Below are 19,040 nucleotides of genomic sequence, written 5' to 3'. Positions count from 1 at the left end.
GTAGCGTTAGGTTGCGAACCGAACGTTCACAGCGACAGAAGAGACTCGATATGGAACCCACACCCGAACGGATCATCCTGGTGACCGGTGCATCGGTGGGCATCGGCGCGGCGGTCGCACAACAACTCGCCGACGAGAACACCCATGTCATCGTCAACTTCCACGAGGACGAGGAGGGTGCGGAAGCCGTCGCCGAGGCGATCCGCGAGGCCGGTGGACACGCCTCCACGCTGAGCGCCGACATCACGGACGAGGCCGAGGCGTTCGCAATGGTCGACTCCATCGCGACGCGTCTAGGGCGGCTGGACGCCGTGATTCTCAACGCGTCGGGAGCATCCATGCGGCTCAACAGCGATGCCCAGCGCCGCCTTGCCCGGCTGACCATGCCGCTGATGCCGAGCGGCGGCCACGTCGTGTTCGTCACCAGCCATCAGGCGCACTTCTTTCCGAACAAGGCCGTGCCGAAGGGCTATGCGGCGGTCGCCGCGAGCAAGCGCGCGGGCGAAACCGCGCTGCACGCCATGCATTCGGAGTTCAACCGCGCGGGCGTCTCCTTCACGGTGGTGTCCGGCGAGCTGAGCGATGACACCATCACCATCGACACACGACGCACCCACGGCTCGCCAACAACGGTCGAGTTCGCCGGAGCGGTCGTGAGCGCGGCAAGCACCCTGCATCCGAGCTCTGTCGTCTTCGTCGGCGGGCCGCACTACCTGATGGCTGCCTAGCCGCTGGGAGCTCCCCGGGACTTGGCCAGGTGGTCTTGTAGTTCGGCATGCCGGAATTGGTAGACCGCGCCGGCCGTGCGCAGCAGACCGAGTCGGTGGGCATCGTCGAGAAATCTCATGACGTTCCACGGCAGCTTGCCTCGAAACGCCAACCAGCGGGACGTCATGGCGAAACCGATCCACGCAGGCTCTTGCCTGGGACCCACGACCAGTCCGACCAGCATCCCGACCAACAGCCCGAACACGATCATGGGCACGATCGGAAGTGGATCCCCCGGAACGAGTCGAGAGGCCAGTGCGGTGATTCCGAATGCCACCGCGAGTGGCAACGGGAAGGCCAGCACGCTGAAGATCGTGAGGTTGCGCGAGGCCCGATAGGTCGAGGTCGGTGTCCGAGACAGGTCATTGCTTACCGGCACCCTCATCCACTTGGTCACGCCGACGGCCGGCCCGAACACCAACCCGGACCACAGCGCGACGATGACCCCGGTCCACGGCACAGTCGCCCACTCTGCGCCTGACATCCAGACGAGACCGAGACCCAACAGCAGCCCGATCGGCAGCGAGATCGCCATCACGCGCAAAACCCTGACTGCCAGACTTCGGGCGAGCGCGCCAACGCGGCCGTGAAAGTGCAAATTGGTGTAACCGGGCTCTGGTCTGGCGCGTAGTTTCCAGCCGACCACGAGCCCGAACACGAGTCCGACCACCGGCGCGACCAGCAGCCCGACCTTCAACCCCTTCCCCATCGCGGATGCCAACTGGCCGGTCAGTCCGTTCAGCACTGCGACGATCAGCCACGTAGTCATCCCCGCTGCTAGCACGCCCGCGAGCGCCAGCACCATCATCGTGACTCCGGCGGGAACGGCGGCCGCCAGCTGCCACCAGCGCTGGTCGCGCTGACCGTGGAGTTGCACGGCCAGATAACCCATCCATCGTCGCGTCGCGTTCGGGTCCCAGGCGCGTCGTGGGCGCAGCGGATCCGACCCGTTGCGCACCGGACGCCGTTCGTCGATGAGTGCGGGGATCAGCTGATCGAAGAGGTCGGCCTTGATGGCGTCGGCGTCCGGGTAGCGGACAGCATCGACCAACGGCGTCGGATCTTGCTTGTTCTCGATGTGCACGCTGCGAAGCAGCCACACTCCGAGCGGGGTCGAGCACACTTTGGCGATCGGCGTGTCGTCGCCGGACCGGAGCTCCTCGAGGATCGGGTTCCACCGTGGGCGCTGGCTGGGTGGCAGACAGTCGTCGAGATAGCCTGCGGCGTCGCGTGCGGTGAGGGGTCGCGCCTCGATGACGGCGGCGGCGGTGAGCACGTCTGCGGCGTCGACGGCGTCGACGTATTCGTCGGTGCGGCAAGTCAATATCAGCGGATCTCGCTCTCCGAGCGAGTCGTTGAGCGTCTTGAGTAGCGCGGGTCGGTATTCGGGGTCGAGTTCGTCGAGACCGTCGATGATCGGCAGCACCATGCCGTTGTCTGCGAGTTCACGGGGCATCGTCTCGCCGATCGCCCGCAGCGCCGGGTAGTCCTTACCGAGCCGGAAGGCGAGCCAGTCCTGCAACCGTGGATGGGCGGTGGTGTCCCAGCCATTGGCCGTGAGCAACACGGGCACGGGATCAGCCGGGGTGCGGACATCGACCAATCGCAAGAGCAGCTGCACCGCGAGGGTGGACTTGCCCGACCCCGGACCGCCGAGGATCACCAGCCGTCGTCGGGACAGGGTCAGAAACTGCTTGGTCAGATCGGCCATCCGATTGCTGGACCCGCCGATGGTCATCGAGTCGGGAGTGACGAAGCGGTTGTGGTCGGAGACCTCGTGCTCGGTAGGCCCCCACTGCACTGGCATCGGATCCGGGTCGAACAGTCCCCGGACCTTCGCCTCCTCTGCCCACTGCAGGCGGACCGCCTCGACCAGCTTCGCGACGGCGCGTTGGCGCTGCTGGGTGCCAGGGTCGGCGCCTCCAGCCGCAGCGGCCTGGCCCAACGTGGGCACGACGGTTCGCCGTACCCGCGTCTCGAGCTCCCTGATGAGGCGGGCTACCTGATCGTCCCAGCCCTCGTCGCTGAGCCGCATCGCGTTGCGCTCGGTGAGCGCGGCCAGGGGCTGCGGCAGTTCGGCGGCGACGGGCATCGGCGTCGTACCGATGAGCACGGGGATGACGAGCAGGTTGGGCCGGCGGAGCGCGGTCGTGATTTCACCGCGAACGAGATCCTTCGGGTTGTCCAGCCTTCGGCCATTCGCGTCGGTGACCGTCGACCACGTGGGTCCGATGATGGCCAGCAACGCATCGCAGGACTTGATCCATTGCTTGACGATGCGGGGGAACTGCTCGCCGGGCTTGATGGTGTTGATGTCCCGAAAGACTTGCTCTTCACCAAAGTGGTTGCGCAGCGCATCCCGTAGGCGACCTGCGTCGGACTGACTGTCCGTCCGCCGGTAGCTGATGAAGATGCCACCCATACCTATGTCCCCCGCCGCTCTGTGGCTCAGGCTAACGGTGAGATGGTCAGATGGTGCGATTTCGTGGAGCCGATGACGGGAATCGAACCCGCGTATTCAGCTTGGGAAGCTGATGTTCTGCCATTGAACTACATCGGCCTGACCAGCCGTGCTGGTGAGCACGAAGACTAACATTCCTTGTCTACTGGCTGGCCAATTGCTCGTCGAGTTGGGCCTGTTGCTCAGCGGCCTCGTTCTGCTGCTCGTCCTGCTGCTCGGACTGGATCATGTCGTCCAGGGACTGCTGTTGTTGTTGGCGGGCTTGCTCGTCGTCATCGTCGTCCGCCTGCTGCGAGCCGCAGGCCACCACGCCCGACCGGGCCAGCAAGTCTCGTGTCTGCGCCCCAATCACCAAGGTGAACACGGTGAGTGCGGCCGCCACGGCGAGTAACGCCGCCAGCCGTGTCGACCTTGCCTGCATCCGACTGATCTTGGTCGCGCCAGCTTGGCGACGGCTGGCGCAGAGTTAAGCGCCACCTGTGACTTAGGCTCGTCGGGTGCTGCTCTCCGATCGAGACATCCGCGCCGAGCTCTCCTCCGGGCGGTTGGGCATCGACCCGTTCGACGACAACCTGATCCAGCCCTCCAGCGTCGACGTCCGGCTGGACAACTTGTTCCGTGTCTTCAACAACACGCGGTACACCCACATCGACCCCGCGATACGCCAGGACGACCTCACCACCTTGGTCGAACCAAAGGAGGGCGAGCCCTTCGTGCTGCACCCCGGCGAGTTCGTGCTCGGCTCGACACTCGAGCGTTGCACCCTGCCGGACAACCTCGCGGGTCGGCTCGAGGGCAAGTCGTCGCTCGGCCGGCTCGGATTGTTGACGCACTCCACCGCCGGTTTCATCGACCCCGGATTCACCGGCCACATCACGCTCGAGCTGTCCAACGTGGCCAACCTGCCGATCACGCTGTGGCCGGGCATGAAGATCGGTCAGCTGTGCCTGCTGCGGCTGACCAGCCCCGCCGAGCACCCCTACGGCAGCAGCGCGGCTGGGTCGAAGTACCAGGGTCAGCGCGGACCGACGCCGTCGCGGTCGTATCAGAACTTCATCAAGTCCAGCTGATCGCTCGGCTCTGTGAGCCTTCGGTAACTATGTCGAAACACTGAACATATGCTCTTCGGAATCCTTGAAGGGGGCCCGAAGTGCCAGAACTCGATCCTGCCGCCACCGCGTGGCTGCTCGCCGCCACCGCGCTAGTGCTCTTGATGACGCCAGGGCTGGCGATCTTCTACGGCGGCATGGTCCGCACCACCGGCGTGCTCAACATGATCATGATGAGCTTCATCTCGATCCCGCTGGTCACGGTGGCCTGGCTGTTGGCCGGCTACACGCTCGCCTTCTCGGGCGACGAGGCTGGCGGGTTCATCGGCGACCTCGCCCACTTCGGCATGGCGGGCATCGACCCGACGACGCTGCACGGCGCGGTGCCGGAACTGTTGTTCGCGACGTTCCAGTTGAGCTTCGCGATCATCACCGCGGCGCTCGTCAGCGGCGCCATCGCCGACCGCGCCAAGTTCTCCGCGTGGGTGGTGTTCGTCCCGCTCTGGGCCATCGCCGTGTATGCCGTGGTGGCGCACTGGGTGTGGGCGCCTGGCGGCTGGCTGTTCAAGCTCGGCGTGCTCGACTACGCGGGTGGCCTGGTCGTCGAAATCGTCTCCGGCGCTTCGGCATTGGCCCTGGCGCTGGTGCTCGGCCCGCGCATCGGGTTCAACAAGGAGGCGATGCGGCCGCACAACCTGCCGTTCGTTCTGCTCGGAGTCGGGCTGCTGTGGTTCGGCTGGTTCGGGTTCAACGCGGGCTCGGCGCTGGCCGCCAACGGAATGGCCGCGGCGATCTTCCTCAACACGCTCGTCGCCGGCTGCCTCGGGATGCTTGGCTGGCTGACGGTCGAGCGGATCCGCGACGGCCGCCCAACGACGTTCGGTGCCGCGTCGGGCGTCGTCGCCGGGCTGGTGGCGATCACTCCGTCGTGCGGCACCGTCAACACGCTTGGCGCCGTCGTGGTGGGACTCGCCGCGGGAATCGTCTGCTCGTTCGCGATCGGGGTGAAGTTTCGGGTCGGCTATGACGACTCGCTCGACGTCGTCGGCGTGCACTTCGTCGGCGGCGTGGTCGGCGTGCTGCTGATCGGCCTGCTGGCCAACGAGGTGATGACGGCCGGTCCGGAGGGCTTCTTCTACGGGGGCGGCTTCGTCCAACTGGGCAAGCAGGCGCTCGCGGCGGTCGTGGTCGCCGCGTACGCCTTCGTCGTCTCGTACGCGTTGGCCAAGCTCATCGACCGCGTCATGGGGTTCCGGGTGAGCCCCGAGGACGAGCTGGCCGGTGTCGACTTCACCCAGCACGCCGAGACCGCCTACGCGGAAGGCGTCCACGGCATCGCGACGCGGCCCCGTCCGGGCCACTCCGAGGAAAGCTGACTCGTCGCGCCGAGGGGGCGCGGGTAGGGTCGAATGTGCGGCACGTCGGAGTGCTCGGCAGCGAGCCATCAGCTAATGCCGCGTCGTGTAACGAGTGCGCTGGTAGGGACGATGAAACATCTAGTCGATGGCTCGCGACGGGTGAGTTCGCGGACGCGACCTAGGTAACGCAGCAAACATATTGGAGGGGTCGGTGGACATCGTACTTGGTGTGTCGTTGACACCAAAGACGGTCCGCATGGTGCTGGTCGAAGGTGAAAAGGGCGACGGCGAGATCGTCGACCACGACACCTTCGACGTGTCTTCATCGGAGGGCTCAGCAACCACCAATGCGGCCGATCAGGTCGTCGCGGCGGTGGTCGGAACGCAGGAAAGCGCGGCCGAGGGCGGCCACGAACTGCGTGCCATCGGCGTGACGTGGAGTGATCGCACGGAGGCCGCCGAACTGCGCGACGCCCTCGCCGCGCGGGGCATCCGCGACGTGATCCTGGTCTCCGAACTGCACGCCGCGGGCGCGCTTGCCCAGGCGGCTGGCAAGGCCGTCGGATACGACAGCACCGCGCTGCTGTTCATCGACCGGGACAGCGCGACGCTGTCTGTGGTCCGCAGCGACGACGGCTCGATCGTCAAGGTCGTCAGCCGCAATCTCCACAGCACGGACGCCATGGCGGTGCTCGGCGACATGGTGTCGGCCGTCGAGGCGCAGGAGTCGCCGCCGCAAGGCATGTTCGTCGTGGGCTCCGGCGTCGAGATCGCGTCCGTCAAGGAACATCTGGAACACCTCGTCGCGATGCCCGTGCGCGCTCCGGAGGAGTCCGCGCTGGCGTTGGCTCGCGGTGCGGCGCTGGCGGCCGCCAACGCGCCCGCCTTCGACGCGACCACCGCAGGACTCGCCTACTCACAGGATCCCGACGGCGCGACGGCAGGCCACGAGTACGCGGCACTGGCGAGTGCTTCGACGATGTTGCGGCCGGTCGGCGCCGTTGCCCCGGCGGTTGCCGGCCACGACGGATTCGCCGACTTCGACGACTTGCCGGCCGAGGAGGGCCGCAAGCCGTTCCTGCTCGTCGGGAGCGCCCTGACGGCGATCTTCGTGATCGGTGTTGTCGCCCTTGTCATTTCACTCGCGGTGAGCATCCGGCCCACCGTGGAGTCCCGGCCCGACCCCGGCCGAGGCGCGATCGTCCCCGAAGCCGCGCCGCCCGCGGTGGTCCCGTCCATTCCGGAGGCGCAGGTGCCTGCCCCGGCCCCGCCGCCCCCGCCACCCGCGGAGACCATCAAGGCGCCGGTGCCCGTCGTGCAGGAACAGCCGCAGGCTCCGCCGCGCACCGTGTACGTCGAGCAGGCCCCGGCTCCGGCCCCGGAGGCTCCTCCACCCGCTCCGCCGCCCGCGGCCCCGCCACCGCCGGTGTACGTCCCGCCGGTCTACGTCCCGCCGGTGTGGCAGCCGCCGGTCTGGCAGCCTCCCGTTTGGCAGCCGCCGGTGTACAACCAACCGCCGGTGTGGCGACCCCCGTGGAACCCATGGCCTCAGCAGCCGCCACGCGGCGGCCATGATGACGACGACTGGCCGCAACAGCCACCGCGCGGTGGACATGACGACTGGCCCCCACAGGGCTCGGGCGGCAACCAAGGCTCGGGTCCGCAGTACCCCCAGTACCCGTGGCCACAGCAGGGCTCGGGCGGTCAGGGTGGTTCGGAGTCGGGTCGCGGTGGGCAGGGCGGTGACGGCGGCCACGGTGGTTCAGGTGGTCAGGGTGGTTCCGGCGGCGGTCAGGGCGGCAATTGCTTCCTGATCTTCTGCGGCTGACCTCGACTCGTTACCTAGCGTTGGTCCGCTATCCAGTGTCACTTTGCAGTTAGCTCATCGCGGGGGCCTATCCAGGCAGTATGCGATGCACCGTATTTGGCACCGGGTATCTCGGTGCGACACATGCCGCGGGCATGGCTGAACTTGGTCACGAAGTCGTCGGAGTCGACATCGACCCGGGCAAGATCGCGAAACTAGCTTCGGGCGACATCCCCTTCTACGAACCCGGATTGCGAAAAGTCCTGCGCGACAACATCGAAGCCGGACGTTTGCACTTCACCACCGATTACGAAGAGGCGGCCGAATTCGCCGACGTGCACTTCCTCGGCGTCGGAACACCGCAGAAGAAGGGCGAATACGGCGCCGACCTGCGCCACGTCCACGCCGTCATCGACACCCTGGTGCCAATGCTGCGACGCTCCGCGGTGATCGTGGGCAAGTCGACGGTTCCCGTCGGCACCGCCACCGAACTCGCCGTGCGCGCACGTGAACTCGCGCCCGAGGGCATCGACGTCGAGATCGCGTGGAACCCGGAATTCCTCCGCGAGGGCTTCGCCGTCCACGACACGCTTCATCCCGACCGCATCGTGCTTGGCGTGCAACGTGATTCGCAACGCGCCGAAGCTGCCGTGCGCGAGCTCTACGCCCCCCTGCTCGACGAGCACGTGCCGTTCCTGGTCACCGACCTGCAGACCGCCGAGCTCGTGAAGGTGTCGGCCAACGCATTCCTGGCCACCAAGATCTCGTTCATCAACGCCATCTCGGAGGTCTGCGAGGCCGTCGACGCCGACGTCACCTTGCTCGCCGACGCCCTTGGGTACGACCCCCGGATCGGCAGGCGATTCCTCAACGCGGGACTGGGCTTCGGCGGCGGCTGCCTGCCGAAGGACATCCGCGCGTTCATGGCCCGCGCCGGGGAACTGGGCGCCAACCACGCGCTGACGTTCCTGCGCGAGGTGGACAGCATCAACATGCGCAGGCGCACCCGCATGGTGGAACTCGCCACCAAGGCGTGCGGCGGATCGCTGCTCGGGGCCAACGTGGCCGTGCTCGGTGCGGCGTTCAAGCCCGAGTCCGACGACGTCCGCGACTCACCGGCACTCAACGTGGCGGGCCTGCTGCAGCTCAACGGCGCGACGGTCAACGTCTACGACCCGAAGGCGATGGAGAACTCGCAGCGCGTGTTCCCGACGTTGAACTACTCGACCTCGGTGGCCGACGCGTGCGAACGCGCCGACGCCGTCCTGGTGCTCACCGAGTGGCAGGAGTTCGTCGACCTCGATCCCGACGCGTTGGCCGCAACTGTGCGCGCGAAAGTCGTTGTTGACGGCCGCAATTGCCTCGACGTGGCCAGGTGGCAGCACGCCGGCTGGCGGGTGTACGCGCTGGGTCGTCAGATACCGGAACTCTCGGGGCCACTCGCGTCGTAACGTGGGGCGCATGTCCGTCTACGCGCTGAACCTGTTCGACGTCGCCGACCCCTACGAGTACCTCGCCTACTCCAGGCGCTCGGTCGACGAGGTGGCCAGATACGGCGGCCGGGTGGTCGCGCTCGGCAAGTTCCGCGAGAACGTGGTCGGCGAGGTCGAGGGTCGTCAGGTACTCGTGCTCGTCGAGTGGCCGAGCAAGGACGCGTTCGACGGATATTGCAACGACCCCACGCTCGCGGACCTGCACAAGCATCGCGAGGACGGCACGTCGAGCTACGTCTGGCAGCTGTTCGACAGGCTGGACGATCTGCGACCCGTGCTTAAACTCGAGTCATGACGCTGCGCGAGCGCACACATTGGTTTGCTCTACACGGGGTGATTCGCGGATTGGCGTCGTTCGGCGCCAAGCGCGGCGAGCTGCAGGGCCGGCTGATCGCCGATCCGTCGGTCCGTGCCGATCCAGGGGGCTTCGCCGACGAGCTCCGGGCGCGCGGTCGGCTGGTCCGAGGGCGGGCGGCCTGGCTGACCGCCGACCATGCCCTCGCCCACCAGTTGTTGCGCTCCGACGACTTCGCCGTCACCGCGATCGGCAGGACGCTTCCGGGTCCGCTGGGATGGCTCGAGGAACACACCATGGTGAAGGGCAGGCTGCACCCGCTGCTGCCGCCGTCGCTGCTTTCCGTCGAACCACCCGAACACACCCGCTACCGCAAGACGGTGTCGTCGGTCTTCACCACCAGAGCCGTTGCGGCGCTGCGGGTTCGGGTGCAAGAGGCCGCCGAGACCCTGATCGACGGCTTGGACGACGGCACCGTAGGCACCGTAGACATCGTCGACCGCTACTGCTCGCAGCTTCCCGTCACCGTCATCGGCGACATCCTCGGGGTACCGGACGGCGACCGGCCGCGCATCCTCGAATTCGGTGAGCTCGCCGCGCCCAGCCTGGACATCGGCCTGTCGTGGCCACAGTACAAACGGGTCGAGCAGGGGCTGGAAGGGTTCAACACCTGGCTCGCCGAGCACATCCGCCGGCTGCAGAGGAACCCGGGCGACGACCTGATGAGCCAACTCATCGACGCCAGCGAGGGCGGAACGCGGCTCAACGACGCGGAGCTGCGTGCCACCGCGGGCCTGGTGCTCGCCGCGGGGTTCGAGACCACGGTCAATCTGCTGGGCAGCGGGATTCGCATCCTGCTGGAGCACCCCGACCAACTCGCGATGCTGCTCGAGCAGCCCGACCTGTGGCCTGGCGCGGTCGAGGAGATCCTGCGGCTGGAATCGCCGGTGCAGCTGAGCGCGCGACTCGCGCAGGTCGACACCGAGGTCGCGGGCCGCACCGTGCGCGCGGGCGAACTCGTCATCCTCTACCTCGCCGGAGCCAACCGCGACCCCGAGGTGTTCGTCGACCCGCACCGCTTCGACATCACCCGCGACAACGCCGGCCGGCACCTCTCGTTCTCCGGCGGGAGGCACTTCTGCCTTGGCGCTGCCCTCGCCCGCGCCGAGGGTGAGGTGGGCCTGCGCACGTTCTTCGAGCGGTACCCGGATGCGCGGCTCGCGGGCGCCGGGAGCCGCCGCGAGACACGGGTGCTGCGGGGCTGGTCGACGCTACCGATACGGCTCGGGCAGGCACGCGCGGCGGTACGTTCGTAAGCGTGGACTTCCGAGCAGCCCTCATCGAGGAGACCAAGACCTTCGCCGACGTCTACCGCGGCGCCGACCCGCAGACACCGGTGCCGACGTGCCCCGGCTGGACGCTCAACCAACTGTTCAAACACCTCGGGCGCGGCGACCGCTGGTGTGCACAGATCGTCGCCGAGCGACGGACCGAACCGTTGGATCCGCGCGAGGTGGCGAACGGCAAGCCACCCGACGACGTGGACGCCGCGATCGCGTGGCTGAGCGACGGTGCCCAGGCGGTGATCAACGCCGTCGAGCACGTCGGTGCCGAGGCGCGGGTGTGGACCTTCACCGGGCCCAAGCCCGCCGGGTGGTGGATCCGCAGGCGCGTCCACGAAACCCTCGTGCATCGGGCCGACGCGGAACTCGCGGTGGGCACTGAGTTCGCGCCCCCGGCCGAGCTGGCCGCCGACTGCGTCAGTGAGTGGATCGACCTCGCCGTGCAGGCAGGCCGCAACGAGCCCGCGCTGCCACGCGGAACGTCGTTGCACCTGCACGCCACCGACGACGGGCTCGGCCCGACGGGGGAGTGGACCATCACTCACGACGAGGACGGGCTGAACTGGTCGCATGACCACGCCAAAGGTGAGGTCGCCGTCCGCGGGAGCGCGACGAACCTGCTGCTGGCGATCACGCGACGCAGGACGTCGGCCGACGTCGGGCTCGAGGTGTTCGGCGATGCCGGGGTGTGGGATGGCTGGCTGAGCCGCACGCCGTTCTAGGGTTGGCGTATGCGGGGAATCATCTTGGCGGGCGGATCGGGCACCCGGCTGTACCCGATCACCATGGGCGTCAGTAAGCAGCTGCTCCCGGTCTACGACAAACCACTGATCTATTACCCGTTGTCCACGTTGATGATGGCGGGTATCCGCGACATCCTGCTGATCACCACCGCCCACGACGCCCCCGGCTTTCACCGATTGCTGGGCGACGGTTCCGATTTCGGCGTCGACATCAGCTACGCGGTCCAGGACCAGCCCGATGGACTGGCTCAGGCCTTCGTCATAGGCGCCGACCACATCGGCGACGATACCGTCGCGTTGGTGTTGGGCGACAACGTCTTCTACGGTCCGGGTTTCGGCACCAACCTCAAACGATTCCAAAATGTCAGCGGCGGAGCGATTTTCGCGTACCAGGTGGCTAACCCCTCGGCATACGGCGTGGTCGAGTTCGACGCCGACGGGATGGCCGTGTCACTCGAGGAGAAGCCGCAAACCCCGAAGTCGCACTACGCGGTGCCGGGCCTGTACTTCTACGACAACGACGTCATCGAGATCGCGAAGTCGCTGAAGCCGTCGGCGCGCGGCGAATACGAGATCACCGAGATCAACCAGCGCTACCTGAATGCGGGCAAGCTCTCGGTGGAGGTGATGGCCCGCGGCACCGCCTGGCTGGACACCGGCACGTTCGACTCGCTGCTCGACGCCAGCGACTACGTGCGCACCATCGAACGCCGCCAAGGGCTGAAGATCAGCGTGCCCGAGGAAGTGGCGTGGCGAGTCGGGTTCATCGACGACGACCAGCTGGCGGCCAGGGCCCATACCCTGCTCAAGTCGGGTTACGGCGCGTACCTGCTGGGTCTGCTGGAGCGGTAGCGGCGGGTGTGGCCAGCACGGCGGCGATGGCCGTCGTCAGCGGCACGGACAGCGCCAACGCGATGCCGCCGACCGCCGATCGGGCGATCTCGATGGCCACGCTCTCACTGGTCAACACGTCGCCGAGCGAGCGGTTGGCGACGCTGAACAACAGCAGCAGCGGCAACGCGCTGCCCGCGTACGCCAGCACCAGGGTGTACGTGGTGCTCGCGATGTGGTCGCGCCCGACGCGCATCGCCCCAGTGAAGATGGCCCTGCGCGAGGCGCCCGTCTCGGCCAACTCGAAGGCGGTCGAGGCCTGGGTGACGGTGACGTCGTTGAGCACGCCGAGCGAGCCGATGATGAAGCCCGCGAGCAGCAGCCCGGTGATCGACACGTCGCCGAGGTACGCGGCCACCTCGTTGTTCTGATCCTCCGACAGCCCGGTCAGGTGCGCCAGTTCGATTGCCGTCCAAGACAGTACGGCGGCCAACAACAACGACGTCAAGGTGCCGAGCAGCGCGGCACTGGTCCGCAGGCTCACGCCGTGCGCAAGATAGATGACCGCGTACAGGATGGCCGCCGACGCCACCAGGGCCACGGGTATGGTCGGCGCGCCGTCCCGCAGCGCGGGCAGCAGGAACACCATCAGCACCCCGAACGCGACGACGATGCCGACAAGCGCGCGCAGCCCCCTCCACCGGGCGACCGCGACGATGACGATCGCGAACACGGCTGCCAGCGCGGTCAGCGGCCAGGTGCGCTCGAAGTCGAAGAACGCGTAGGTGGTCGTGCCGTTGGGATCGACCTGTCGGCTGACGCGGACGGCGTCGCCGACGGCGAGGCTCGGCTGGCCGGGACCGGGGCTGAACTCCAGCAGGGTGTTCGCGCCCTTGTTCGGGCCCGAGTCGATCGCGACGAGTGATTGGACGCACTGGCCGGCGCCGGGCGGGGCGGCCACCGGCGCGGACGTCAGCACTTCACCCACCGAGGGACTGCCGCAGTCGGCGGCGCTGCTCGACAACACGTGGCCGGACTCGGTCGTCACCGCCCCGCCCGCCGCGTTCTGGAACGGCAGCGGGATGTCGACGGTCTGATGCGCTGGCCACAGAAGGGCGGCGCCTGCGATGACGGCGACGCCGATCGCGATCAGCAGGCCGACGACGATTTTGGCCGCCAGCGGGCTCAGCGGCGCAGGACCGGAGGGATGCGAGTGTGAGTGTGAGTGCGCCACCCGGAACAGGGTAGAGGCGCTAGCTGAAGCACCACTCGCGAGCACCACGGGATGGCGTCAAGAATCCTTCAAGGCATCGGCTGCAAGCTAGCCACCACACAACCACAAGCCCGTTCCACGGAAGGACATCAGCGTGAACCGCAGATTGCTCATTGGAGTAGGCACCTTCGCGATCGCCGCGATGATGGCGTCGGGGTGCTCGTCGACCAATTCGACTGCGGCGCACGAGCCATCGGGCGGTCCCACGACGACGGCGGCCACATCGGTGCCAGCCGCGCCTGCAGCGGCTAACGGCGTGGAGGCCACGATCAACGACGTGCCGTGGTCGAACGTCGGCCCTGGTTGGACCCTCGCGACGTGGAGTCCCGTCGTCGCGCACCGGCCCGGCGAAGAGCCTGCCCCTGGCGAGCCGGACCCGGAGACGGCCGCCACGACCTTGTACCTGGTCGACCCGGCAGGCAACCGCTACGCGATCACGACCTTCTCGGGCGCCAGCGCGCGCCTCGACTTGGCCGACTGGTCGGGCGACGGGAGCAAGGCCCTCTTCACCTCCAGCGAGTACCCCAAGCCCTCGAAGGTCATCTCGGTCGACCTGCACACCGGCGAGCAGACGACGATCCCTGCCGACGGCTATCCCAAGTACACGCGGCCGGACGGCAAGGCGCTCCTGGTGTCAACCCATTTCATGGGCAACGAGCCTGGAACGTTGACGCGGATCGACCTGGCGGGCAACGTGCAACAGAGCTACCCGACCGAGGAGCTCGGCGGAGCGGGTCAGTTCAGCGGCCGCTACCTCGCATCGCCCGATGGGACACAGCTCGTGCTCGCGACCGCCAACCTCGGAAACGAGCTCGTGCCGCGCAGCGACAACAGCCTGGTGGTGGTCGGCAACGACGGAGAGATCATTCGAACACTGCCGACGCCGATGCCGAACGCCGACTGCACACCGGTGAGGTGGTGGGCACCTACGGTGCTGGTCGCCAGCTGCTCGTCCGAGCACGGCTCGGGAAGCCAGCTCTGGACGGTGTCGATCGATAGCGGGGCGTCCACCTCGCTGACCGCGCTCAACTCCGGCCAGGGCGATGATCCGGGATTCGGGAACGACCTCGGTGCCGGCATCGCGTGGGAGCTGCCCAGCGGTACGTTCCTCCAGTCCGCGGGTGCCTGCGGCACGGCGTTCTTGTCTCGGTTGACCCTGGACGGCCACACCAGGCGGGTGGATGTTCCCGGCATGTCCGAAAGCGTGTTCGTCATCGGGGCGGCCGGTGACACGTTGGTGCTGCAGGGCCACACGGACTGCGGCGGCGGCACGGCGTTGGTGAGCTACGACCCGGCGGCCAACACCTCCACCGTGCTGCTCGGCCCGACCGTCAACGGCGGCGGCGTCACAGAGGCGCTCCTCTTCCCGGAGAGTCAGTAGACGGTTACTGGCGGTAACTGGCCAGGAAGTTGCCGAGCCGCTCGATGGCGTTGGCCAGGTCGCGGGCCCACGGCAGCGTCACGATGCGCAGGTGATCGGGTGCGGGCCAATTGAACCCGGTGCCCTGGGTGACCAGGATCTTCTCCTGCAGCAGCAGGTCGAGCACCAACTGTTCGTCATCGTGGATGTCGTGGACCTCGGGATCGAGGCGCGGGAACGCGTACAGCGCCCCCTCGGGCTTGACGCACGACACCCCGGGAATTTCGTTGAGCTTGTTCCAGGCGACGTCGCGCTGCTCGAGCAGCCGCCCGCCGGGCAGCACCAGGTCCTCGATGCTCTGGTGCCCGCCGAGCGCCACCTGAATGGCATGTTGCGCAGGCACATTCGGGCACAGGCGCATGTTGGCCAGTAGGTTGATGCCCTCGAGGAAGCTGGTTGCGTGTTCCTTCGGGCCGGTGATCACCAGCCAGCCAGCCCGGTAGCCCGCCACCCGGTACGCCTTGGAGAGTCCGTTGTACGTCAGGGTCAGCAGGTCGGGCGCGAGGGTGGCCAGGCTGATGTGCGTGGCGTCGTCGTAGAGGATCTTGTCGTAGATCTCGTCGGCGAGCAGAAGCAGCTGGTGCTTGCGCGCCAGCGCGACCATCTGCTCCAGGGTCTCGCGTCCGTACACCGCGCCGGTCGGGTTGTTCGGGTTGATCACGACCAGCGCCTTGGTGCGGTCGGTGATCTTCGACTCGAGGTCGGCGATGTCGGGTTGCCAGCCCTGCGTCTCGTCGCAGAGGTAGTGCACGGGGGTGCCGCCCGCCAGCGCCGTCGACGCCGTCCACAGCGGGTAGTCGGGAGCGGGGATGAGCACCTGATCGCCGTTGTCGAGCAATGCCTGCAGCGTCATCGTGATGAGCTCGGAGACGCCATTGCCGAGGAACACGTCGTCGACGTCGAACCGCGGGAACCCGTCGACCAGTTCGTAGCGCGTGAACACCGCGCGGCGGGCGGCCTGGATGCCCTTGCTGTCCGAGTACCCCTGGGCGTACGGCAGGGCCTGGATCATGTCGCGCATGATGACGTCGGGCGCCTCGAAGCCGAACGGCGCGGGGTTGCCGATGTTCAGCTTGAGGATGCGGTGGCCCTCGGCCTCGAGCCTCGCCGCGTGATCGTGTACCGGGCCGCGGATTTCGTACAGGACGTCCTGCAGCTTGGTCGACTGCGTGAACGTGCGCTGGCGTGGCTGGTGGCCCGTATGCCACGGCAGCTGATGCGTACTCACGTCCCTATCGTCCCATCGGTTGTCCAGCGATTTACCGCTTCGGCGGTCGGCGCACGCCCGGCGCGATCCCGAGCCCCTTCACCTCGACCGCCGGGGCGGCAGGCTCTTCCGGCTCGGCGGGCTGGCCATTGGATGGCGCCGATTCCGGTTCCGGCTGCGCGGCAACGGGTTCCGCCGCGGGTTCGGGGGTGGCCGGCGCGGCCGGTGTAGCCGGAACGCCCTTCTTCGGTGGGCGCTTGGCTTGGATTGCCAGGCCCTTCACCTCGACCTTGGGGGCCTCCGAAGGGGTCTCCGCCGGTGCCGCAGGAGCTTCCGCGGCCGGTGCCGCGGGCGCGGCGGCAGCCTGAGCGCCCTTCTTTGGCGGGCGCTTGGCTTGGATGCCAAGGCCCTTCACCTCGACGGCGGGTGCCTCCGAGGCGACGGAGGCGACGGGGGCGGCCGGAGCGGCAGCGGCTTGAGCGCCCTTCTTCGGTGGGCGCTTGGCGGCGATTCCCAGTCCCTTGACCTCGACCGCGGGTGCCTCCGAGGCGGCAGGAGCCTCGGGAGCCGCTGCGGCGGTGCCCTTCTTCGGTGGGCGCTTCGCCTGGATGCCCAAGCCCTTGGCCGGAACCGCGGCGGTCTCGGTCTTGGCGGCGGGTGCGTCCTCCTGCTGCGGCTTGGCTTCGTCGGCCGTGGGTTCTGACGGCGCCACCTCGACCTTGGCGGGTGCGGCCGCGGCCCTGGCGGCGGCGGCTTCGGCCGCCGCCCCCTTGGCGGGCAGCGTGACAGTGGACTTGTCGAGCGAGGTCAGCAGCAGCTGGGCCACGTCGAGCACCTCAGCCTTGGGCAGATCCGTGCCTGCGGTGACGTCGTCGACGCCGTCGGTCATCATCACGCGGCAGAACGGGCAGCCCGTCGCGATCTTGGACGCCCCGGTATCGAGGGCCTCCTCGACGCGTTCGTGGTTGACGCGCTTGCCGATGTGCTCTTCCATCCACATCCGCGCGCCGCCCGCGCCACAGCACAGCCCACGGTCGGCGTGCCGGGGCATCTCGGTGAGCGTCGCGCCGGACGCACCGATGAGCTCACGCGGCGCCGCGTACTCCTTGTTGTGCCGACCCAGGTAGCACGGGTCGTGGTAGGTGATGTCCTGCGAAACGGACGAGACCGGCACCAGCTTCTTGTCTCGCACCAGCCGGTTCAGCAGCTGCGTGTGGTGCAGCACCGTGTAGTTGGTGCCTATTTGCGTGTACTCGCGGCCGAGGGTGTTGAAGCAGTGCGGGCAGGTGACGACGACCTTGCGGTCGACGGTCTCCACGCCCTCGAAGACACCGTCGATGGTCTCCTTGTTCTGCGCAGCCAGCTGCTGGAACAGGAACTCGTTGCCCGCGCGGCGGGCCGAGTCGCCCGTGCAGGTCTCGCCGGTGCCGAGCACCAGGAACTTCACGCCCGCGGTGGCGAGCAGTTCGGCGACGGCCTTGGTGGTCTTCTTCGCGCGGTCCTCGAAGGCGCCCGCGCAGCCGACCCAGAACAGGTACTCGAAGCCTTCGAAGGAGTCGACGTCCTCGCCGTAGACGGGCACGTCGAAGTCGACCTCGTCGATCCAGGTGGTGCGCTCCTTGGCGCTCTGACCCCAGGGGTTGCCCTTCTGCTCCAGGTTCTTGAACAGCACGCCGAGCTCGCCGGGGAACTCCGACTGCACCATCACCTGGTAGCGCCGCATGTCGACGATGTGGTCGATGTGCTCGATGTCCACCGGGCACTGCTCGACGCACGCGCCGCACGTGGTGCACGACCACAGCACGTCGGGGTCGATGACGCCGCCCTCCTCCAGGGTGCCGACGAGCGGACGGGTCGCTTGCTCGGGGCCGGAGCCCATGATCCGTTCGAAGCCGGACTCGGGGACGTGGTGTTCGTCGTCGTGCTTGGTCTCGATGAACCCACCGTCGGCGGAGACCAGCTCCTTGGCAGAGTCCGCGTCGGCCGGCATTTCCTTGTCGCCCAATATGTATGGCGCCTTGGCGAAGAGGTGGTCGCGCAGGTTCATGATGACGAGCTTGGGCGACAACGGTTTTCCGGTGTTCCACGCCGGGCACTGCGACTGGCAGCGGCCGCACTCGGTACACGTCGTGAAGTCGAGATAGCCCTTCCACGTGAAGTCCTCGATCTTGCCGCGGCCGAAGACTGCGTCCTCGTCGGGATCCTCGAAGTCGATGTACTTGCCGCCCGACTCCATCGGCAACAGCGGGCCAAGCGCGTTGGGCAGCCGCTTGAAGGTGACGTTGACCGGCGCAAGTCCGATGTGAAGGTGCTTGGAGTGCAGCACGATCAGCAGGAAGACGAGCATGACGCCGATGTGCAGCAGCAGCCCGCCGCGTTCGATGTAGTGGTTGGCGTGCTCGCCGAAGAACTCGAACAGCCAGCCCATGGCGTGCGAGAAGAACGCGCCCTTGCCGTACGGCAGGTTGCCGGTGACCACGGCCGCGCCACGGAAGATCGCGTAGGTGAAGATGACGTTGAAGATCATGAACAGGATCAGCCAGGCGCCGCCTGTGTGTGAGCCGTAGAACCGAGAGTCCCGTCCGTACTCCTTGGGTTCGGAGCGCAACCGGATGATCGCAAAGGTGCCGATGCCGAGCAGCACGGCGACGGCGAAGAAGTCCTGAAGGAATCCGAGTGCGTCCCAGTGGCCGACGAACGGGATTTCGAACTTCGGGTAGAACAGCACGCCGAACGCCTCGACGTAGACGCTGCCAAGGATGAAGAAGCCCCACATGGTGAAGAGGTGGGCGATACCGGGGATCGACCAACGCAGCAGCCGGGTCTGCGCGAAGACCTCTTTGAACTGCGTCGTGATGCGCGTCTTGAGGTCGTCTTTGCGGGCGTCCTCGTCGATCGTGGTCTGGCCGGACCGGATCAGGTTGGTCAGGAACAGCACCCGCTTTGCGGCGAAGGCCAGCACGACGAGGGTCATCACTACGCCGATGATCAT

At 67.5% G+C, this 19,040-nt stretch carries 15 protein-coding genes and 1 tRNA gene; 10 read left to right on the top strand and 6 right to left on the bottom strand.

The window, feature by feature from the left end; genetic code table 11:
• Positions 1 to 50 precede the first annotated feature (50 nt).
• Positions 51 to 728, top strand: a complete 678-nt coding sequence (locus SLQ33_RS20705; RefSeq protein WP_319455744.1) for an SDR family oxidoreductase — start codon at positions 51 to 53, stop codon at positions 726 to 728.
• Here SLQ33_RS20705 and SLQ33_RS20700 read toward each other — a convergent pair.
• From SLQ33_RS20700 to SLQ33_RS20690, 3 genes are all read right to left on the bottom strand, one after another.
• Positions 725 to 3,190, bottom strand: a complete 2,466-nt coding sequence (locus SLQ33_RS20700) for a TIR domain-containing protein (RefSeq protein ID WP_319455743.1) — start codon at positions 3,188 to 3,190, stop codon at positions 725 to 727. The two genes, SLQ33_RS20705 and SLQ33_RS20700, sit on opposite strands and share 4 nt — an antisense overlap.
• A 64-nt stretch (positions 3,191 to 3,254) precedes the next feature.
• Positions 3,255 to 3,328, bottom strand: a tRNA-Gly gene (locus SLQ33_RS20695).
• A 43-nt stretch (positions 3,329 to 3,371) separates the two neighbouring features.
• Positions 3,372 to 3,650, bottom strand: coding sequence for a hypothetical protein (locus tag SLQ33_RS20690; protein WP_319455742.1), 279 nt, complete (start codon positions 3,648 to 3,650; stop codon positions 3,372 to 3,374).
• A 76-nt stretch (positions 3,651 to 3,726) separates the two neighbouring features.
• On the opposite strand from SLQ33_RS20690, the gene dcd reads away from it, so the two are divergent.
• The 8 genes from dcd (at position 3,727) to rfbA (ending at position 12,169) form a co-directional block, all read left to right on the top strand.
• Complete coding sequence (dcd, locus tag SLQ33_RS20685) at positions 3,727 to 4,299, top strand: dCTP deaminase (protein ID WP_319455741.1); 573 nt, start codon at positions 3,727 to 3,729, stop codon at positions 4,297 to 4,299.
• An 80-nt stretch (positions 4,300 to 4,379) separates the two neighbouring features.
• Positions 4,380 to 5,654: an ammonium transporter gene (locus SLQ33_RS20680; RefSeq protein WP_319455740.1), complete on the top strand. Its 1,275-nt coding sequence runs from the start codon at positions 4,380 to 4,382 to the stop codon at positions 5,652 to 5,654.
• Between the two features lie 193 nt (positions 5,655 to 5,847).
• On the top strand, positions 5,848 to 7,464 hold the full coding sequence (locus tag SLQ33_RS20675) for a hypothetical protein (RefSeq protein ID WP_319455739.1): 1,617 nt from the start codon (positions 5,848 to 5,850) through the stop codon (positions 7,462 to 7,464).
• A gap of 80 nt (positions 7,465 to 7,544) precedes the next feature.
• A complete protein-coding gene (locus SLQ33_RS20670) occupies positions 7,545 to 8,894 on the top strand; it encodes a UDP-glucose/GDP-mannose dehydrogenase family protein (RefSeq protein WP_319455738.1) in 1,350 nt (449 codons plus the stop codon).
• Between the two features lie 10 nt (positions 8,895 to 8,904).
• Complete coding sequence (locus tag SLQ33_RS20665) at positions 8,905 to 9,231, top strand: DUF1330 domain-containing protein (RefSeq protein ID WP_319455737.1); 327 nt, start codon at positions 8,905 to 8,907, stop codon at positions 9,229 to 9,231.
• 2 nt (positions 9,232 to 9,233) lie between these two features.
• The gene (locus SLQ33_RS20660; protein ID WP_319455922.1) at positions 9,234 to 10,547 is read left to right on the top strand and encodes a cytochrome P450; all 1,314 of its coding nucleotides are present in this window, start codon (positions 9,234 to 9,236) and stop codon (positions 10,545 to 10,547) included.
• Positions 10,548 to 10,549: 2 nt separating this feature from the next.
• On the top strand, positions 10,550 to 11,296 hold the full coding sequence (locus SLQ33_RS20655) for a maleylpyruvate isomerase family mycothiol-dependent enzyme (protein WP_319455736.1): 747 nt from the start codon (positions 10,550 to 10,552) through the stop codon (positions 11,294 to 11,296).
• 9 nt (positions 11,297 to 11,305) lie between these two features.
• Positions 11,306 to 12,169, top strand: a complete 864-nt coding sequence (gene rfbA / locus SLQ33_RS20650; protein WP_319455735.1) for a glucose-1-phosphate thymidylyltransferase RfbA — start codon at positions 11,306 to 11,308, stop codon at positions 12,167 to 12,169.
• Here rfbA and SLQ33_RS20645 read toward each other — a convergent pair.
• Positions 12,123 to 13,382, bottom strand: coding sequence for a YibE/F family protein (locus SLQ33_RS20645; protein ID WP_319455734.1), 1,260 nt, complete (start codon positions 13,380 to 13,382; stop codon positions 12,123 to 12,125). The genes rfbA and SLQ33_RS20645 overlap by 47 nt on opposite strands.
• A gap of 133 nt (positions 13,383 to 13,515) precedes the next feature.
• Here SLQ33_RS20645 and SLQ33_RS20640 point away from each other — a divergent pair, with 133 nt between their 5' ends.
• Positions 13,516 to 14,802, top strand: coding sequence for a hypothetical protein (locus tag SLQ33_RS20640; RefSeq protein ID WP_319455733.1), 1,287 nt, complete (start codon positions 13,516 to 13,518; stop codon positions 14,800 to 14,802).
• 4 nt (positions 14,803 to 14,806) lie between these two features.
• Here SLQ33_RS20640 and SLQ33_RS20635 read toward each other — a convergent pair whose 3' ends face one another.
• Both SLQ33_RS20635 and SLQ33_RS20630 read right to left on the bottom strand, forming a co-directional pair.
• A complete protein-coding gene (locus tag SLQ33_RS20635; RefSeq protein ID WP_319455921.1) occupies positions 14,807 to 16,096 on the bottom strand; it encodes a pyridoxal phosphate-dependent aminotransferase in 1,290 nt (429 codons plus the stop codon).
• A 4-nt stretch (positions 16,097 to 16,100) separates the two neighbouring features.
• Complete coding sequence (locus SLQ33_RS20630; protein WP_319455920.1) at positions 16,101 to 19,040, bottom strand: heterodisulfide reductase-related iron-sulfur binding cluster; 2,940 nt, start codon at positions 19,038 to 19,040, stop codon at positions 16,101 to 16,103.

It is taken from the genome of Mycobacterium sp. RTGN6, from assembly GCF_033804605.1.
Lineage (GTDB): Bacteria > Actinomycetota > Actinomycetes > Mycobacteriales > Mycobacteriaceae > Mycobacterium.
Note: the sequence above shows the minus strand (reverse complement) of the source record. Positions and strands in the feature narration are given on the sequence as shown.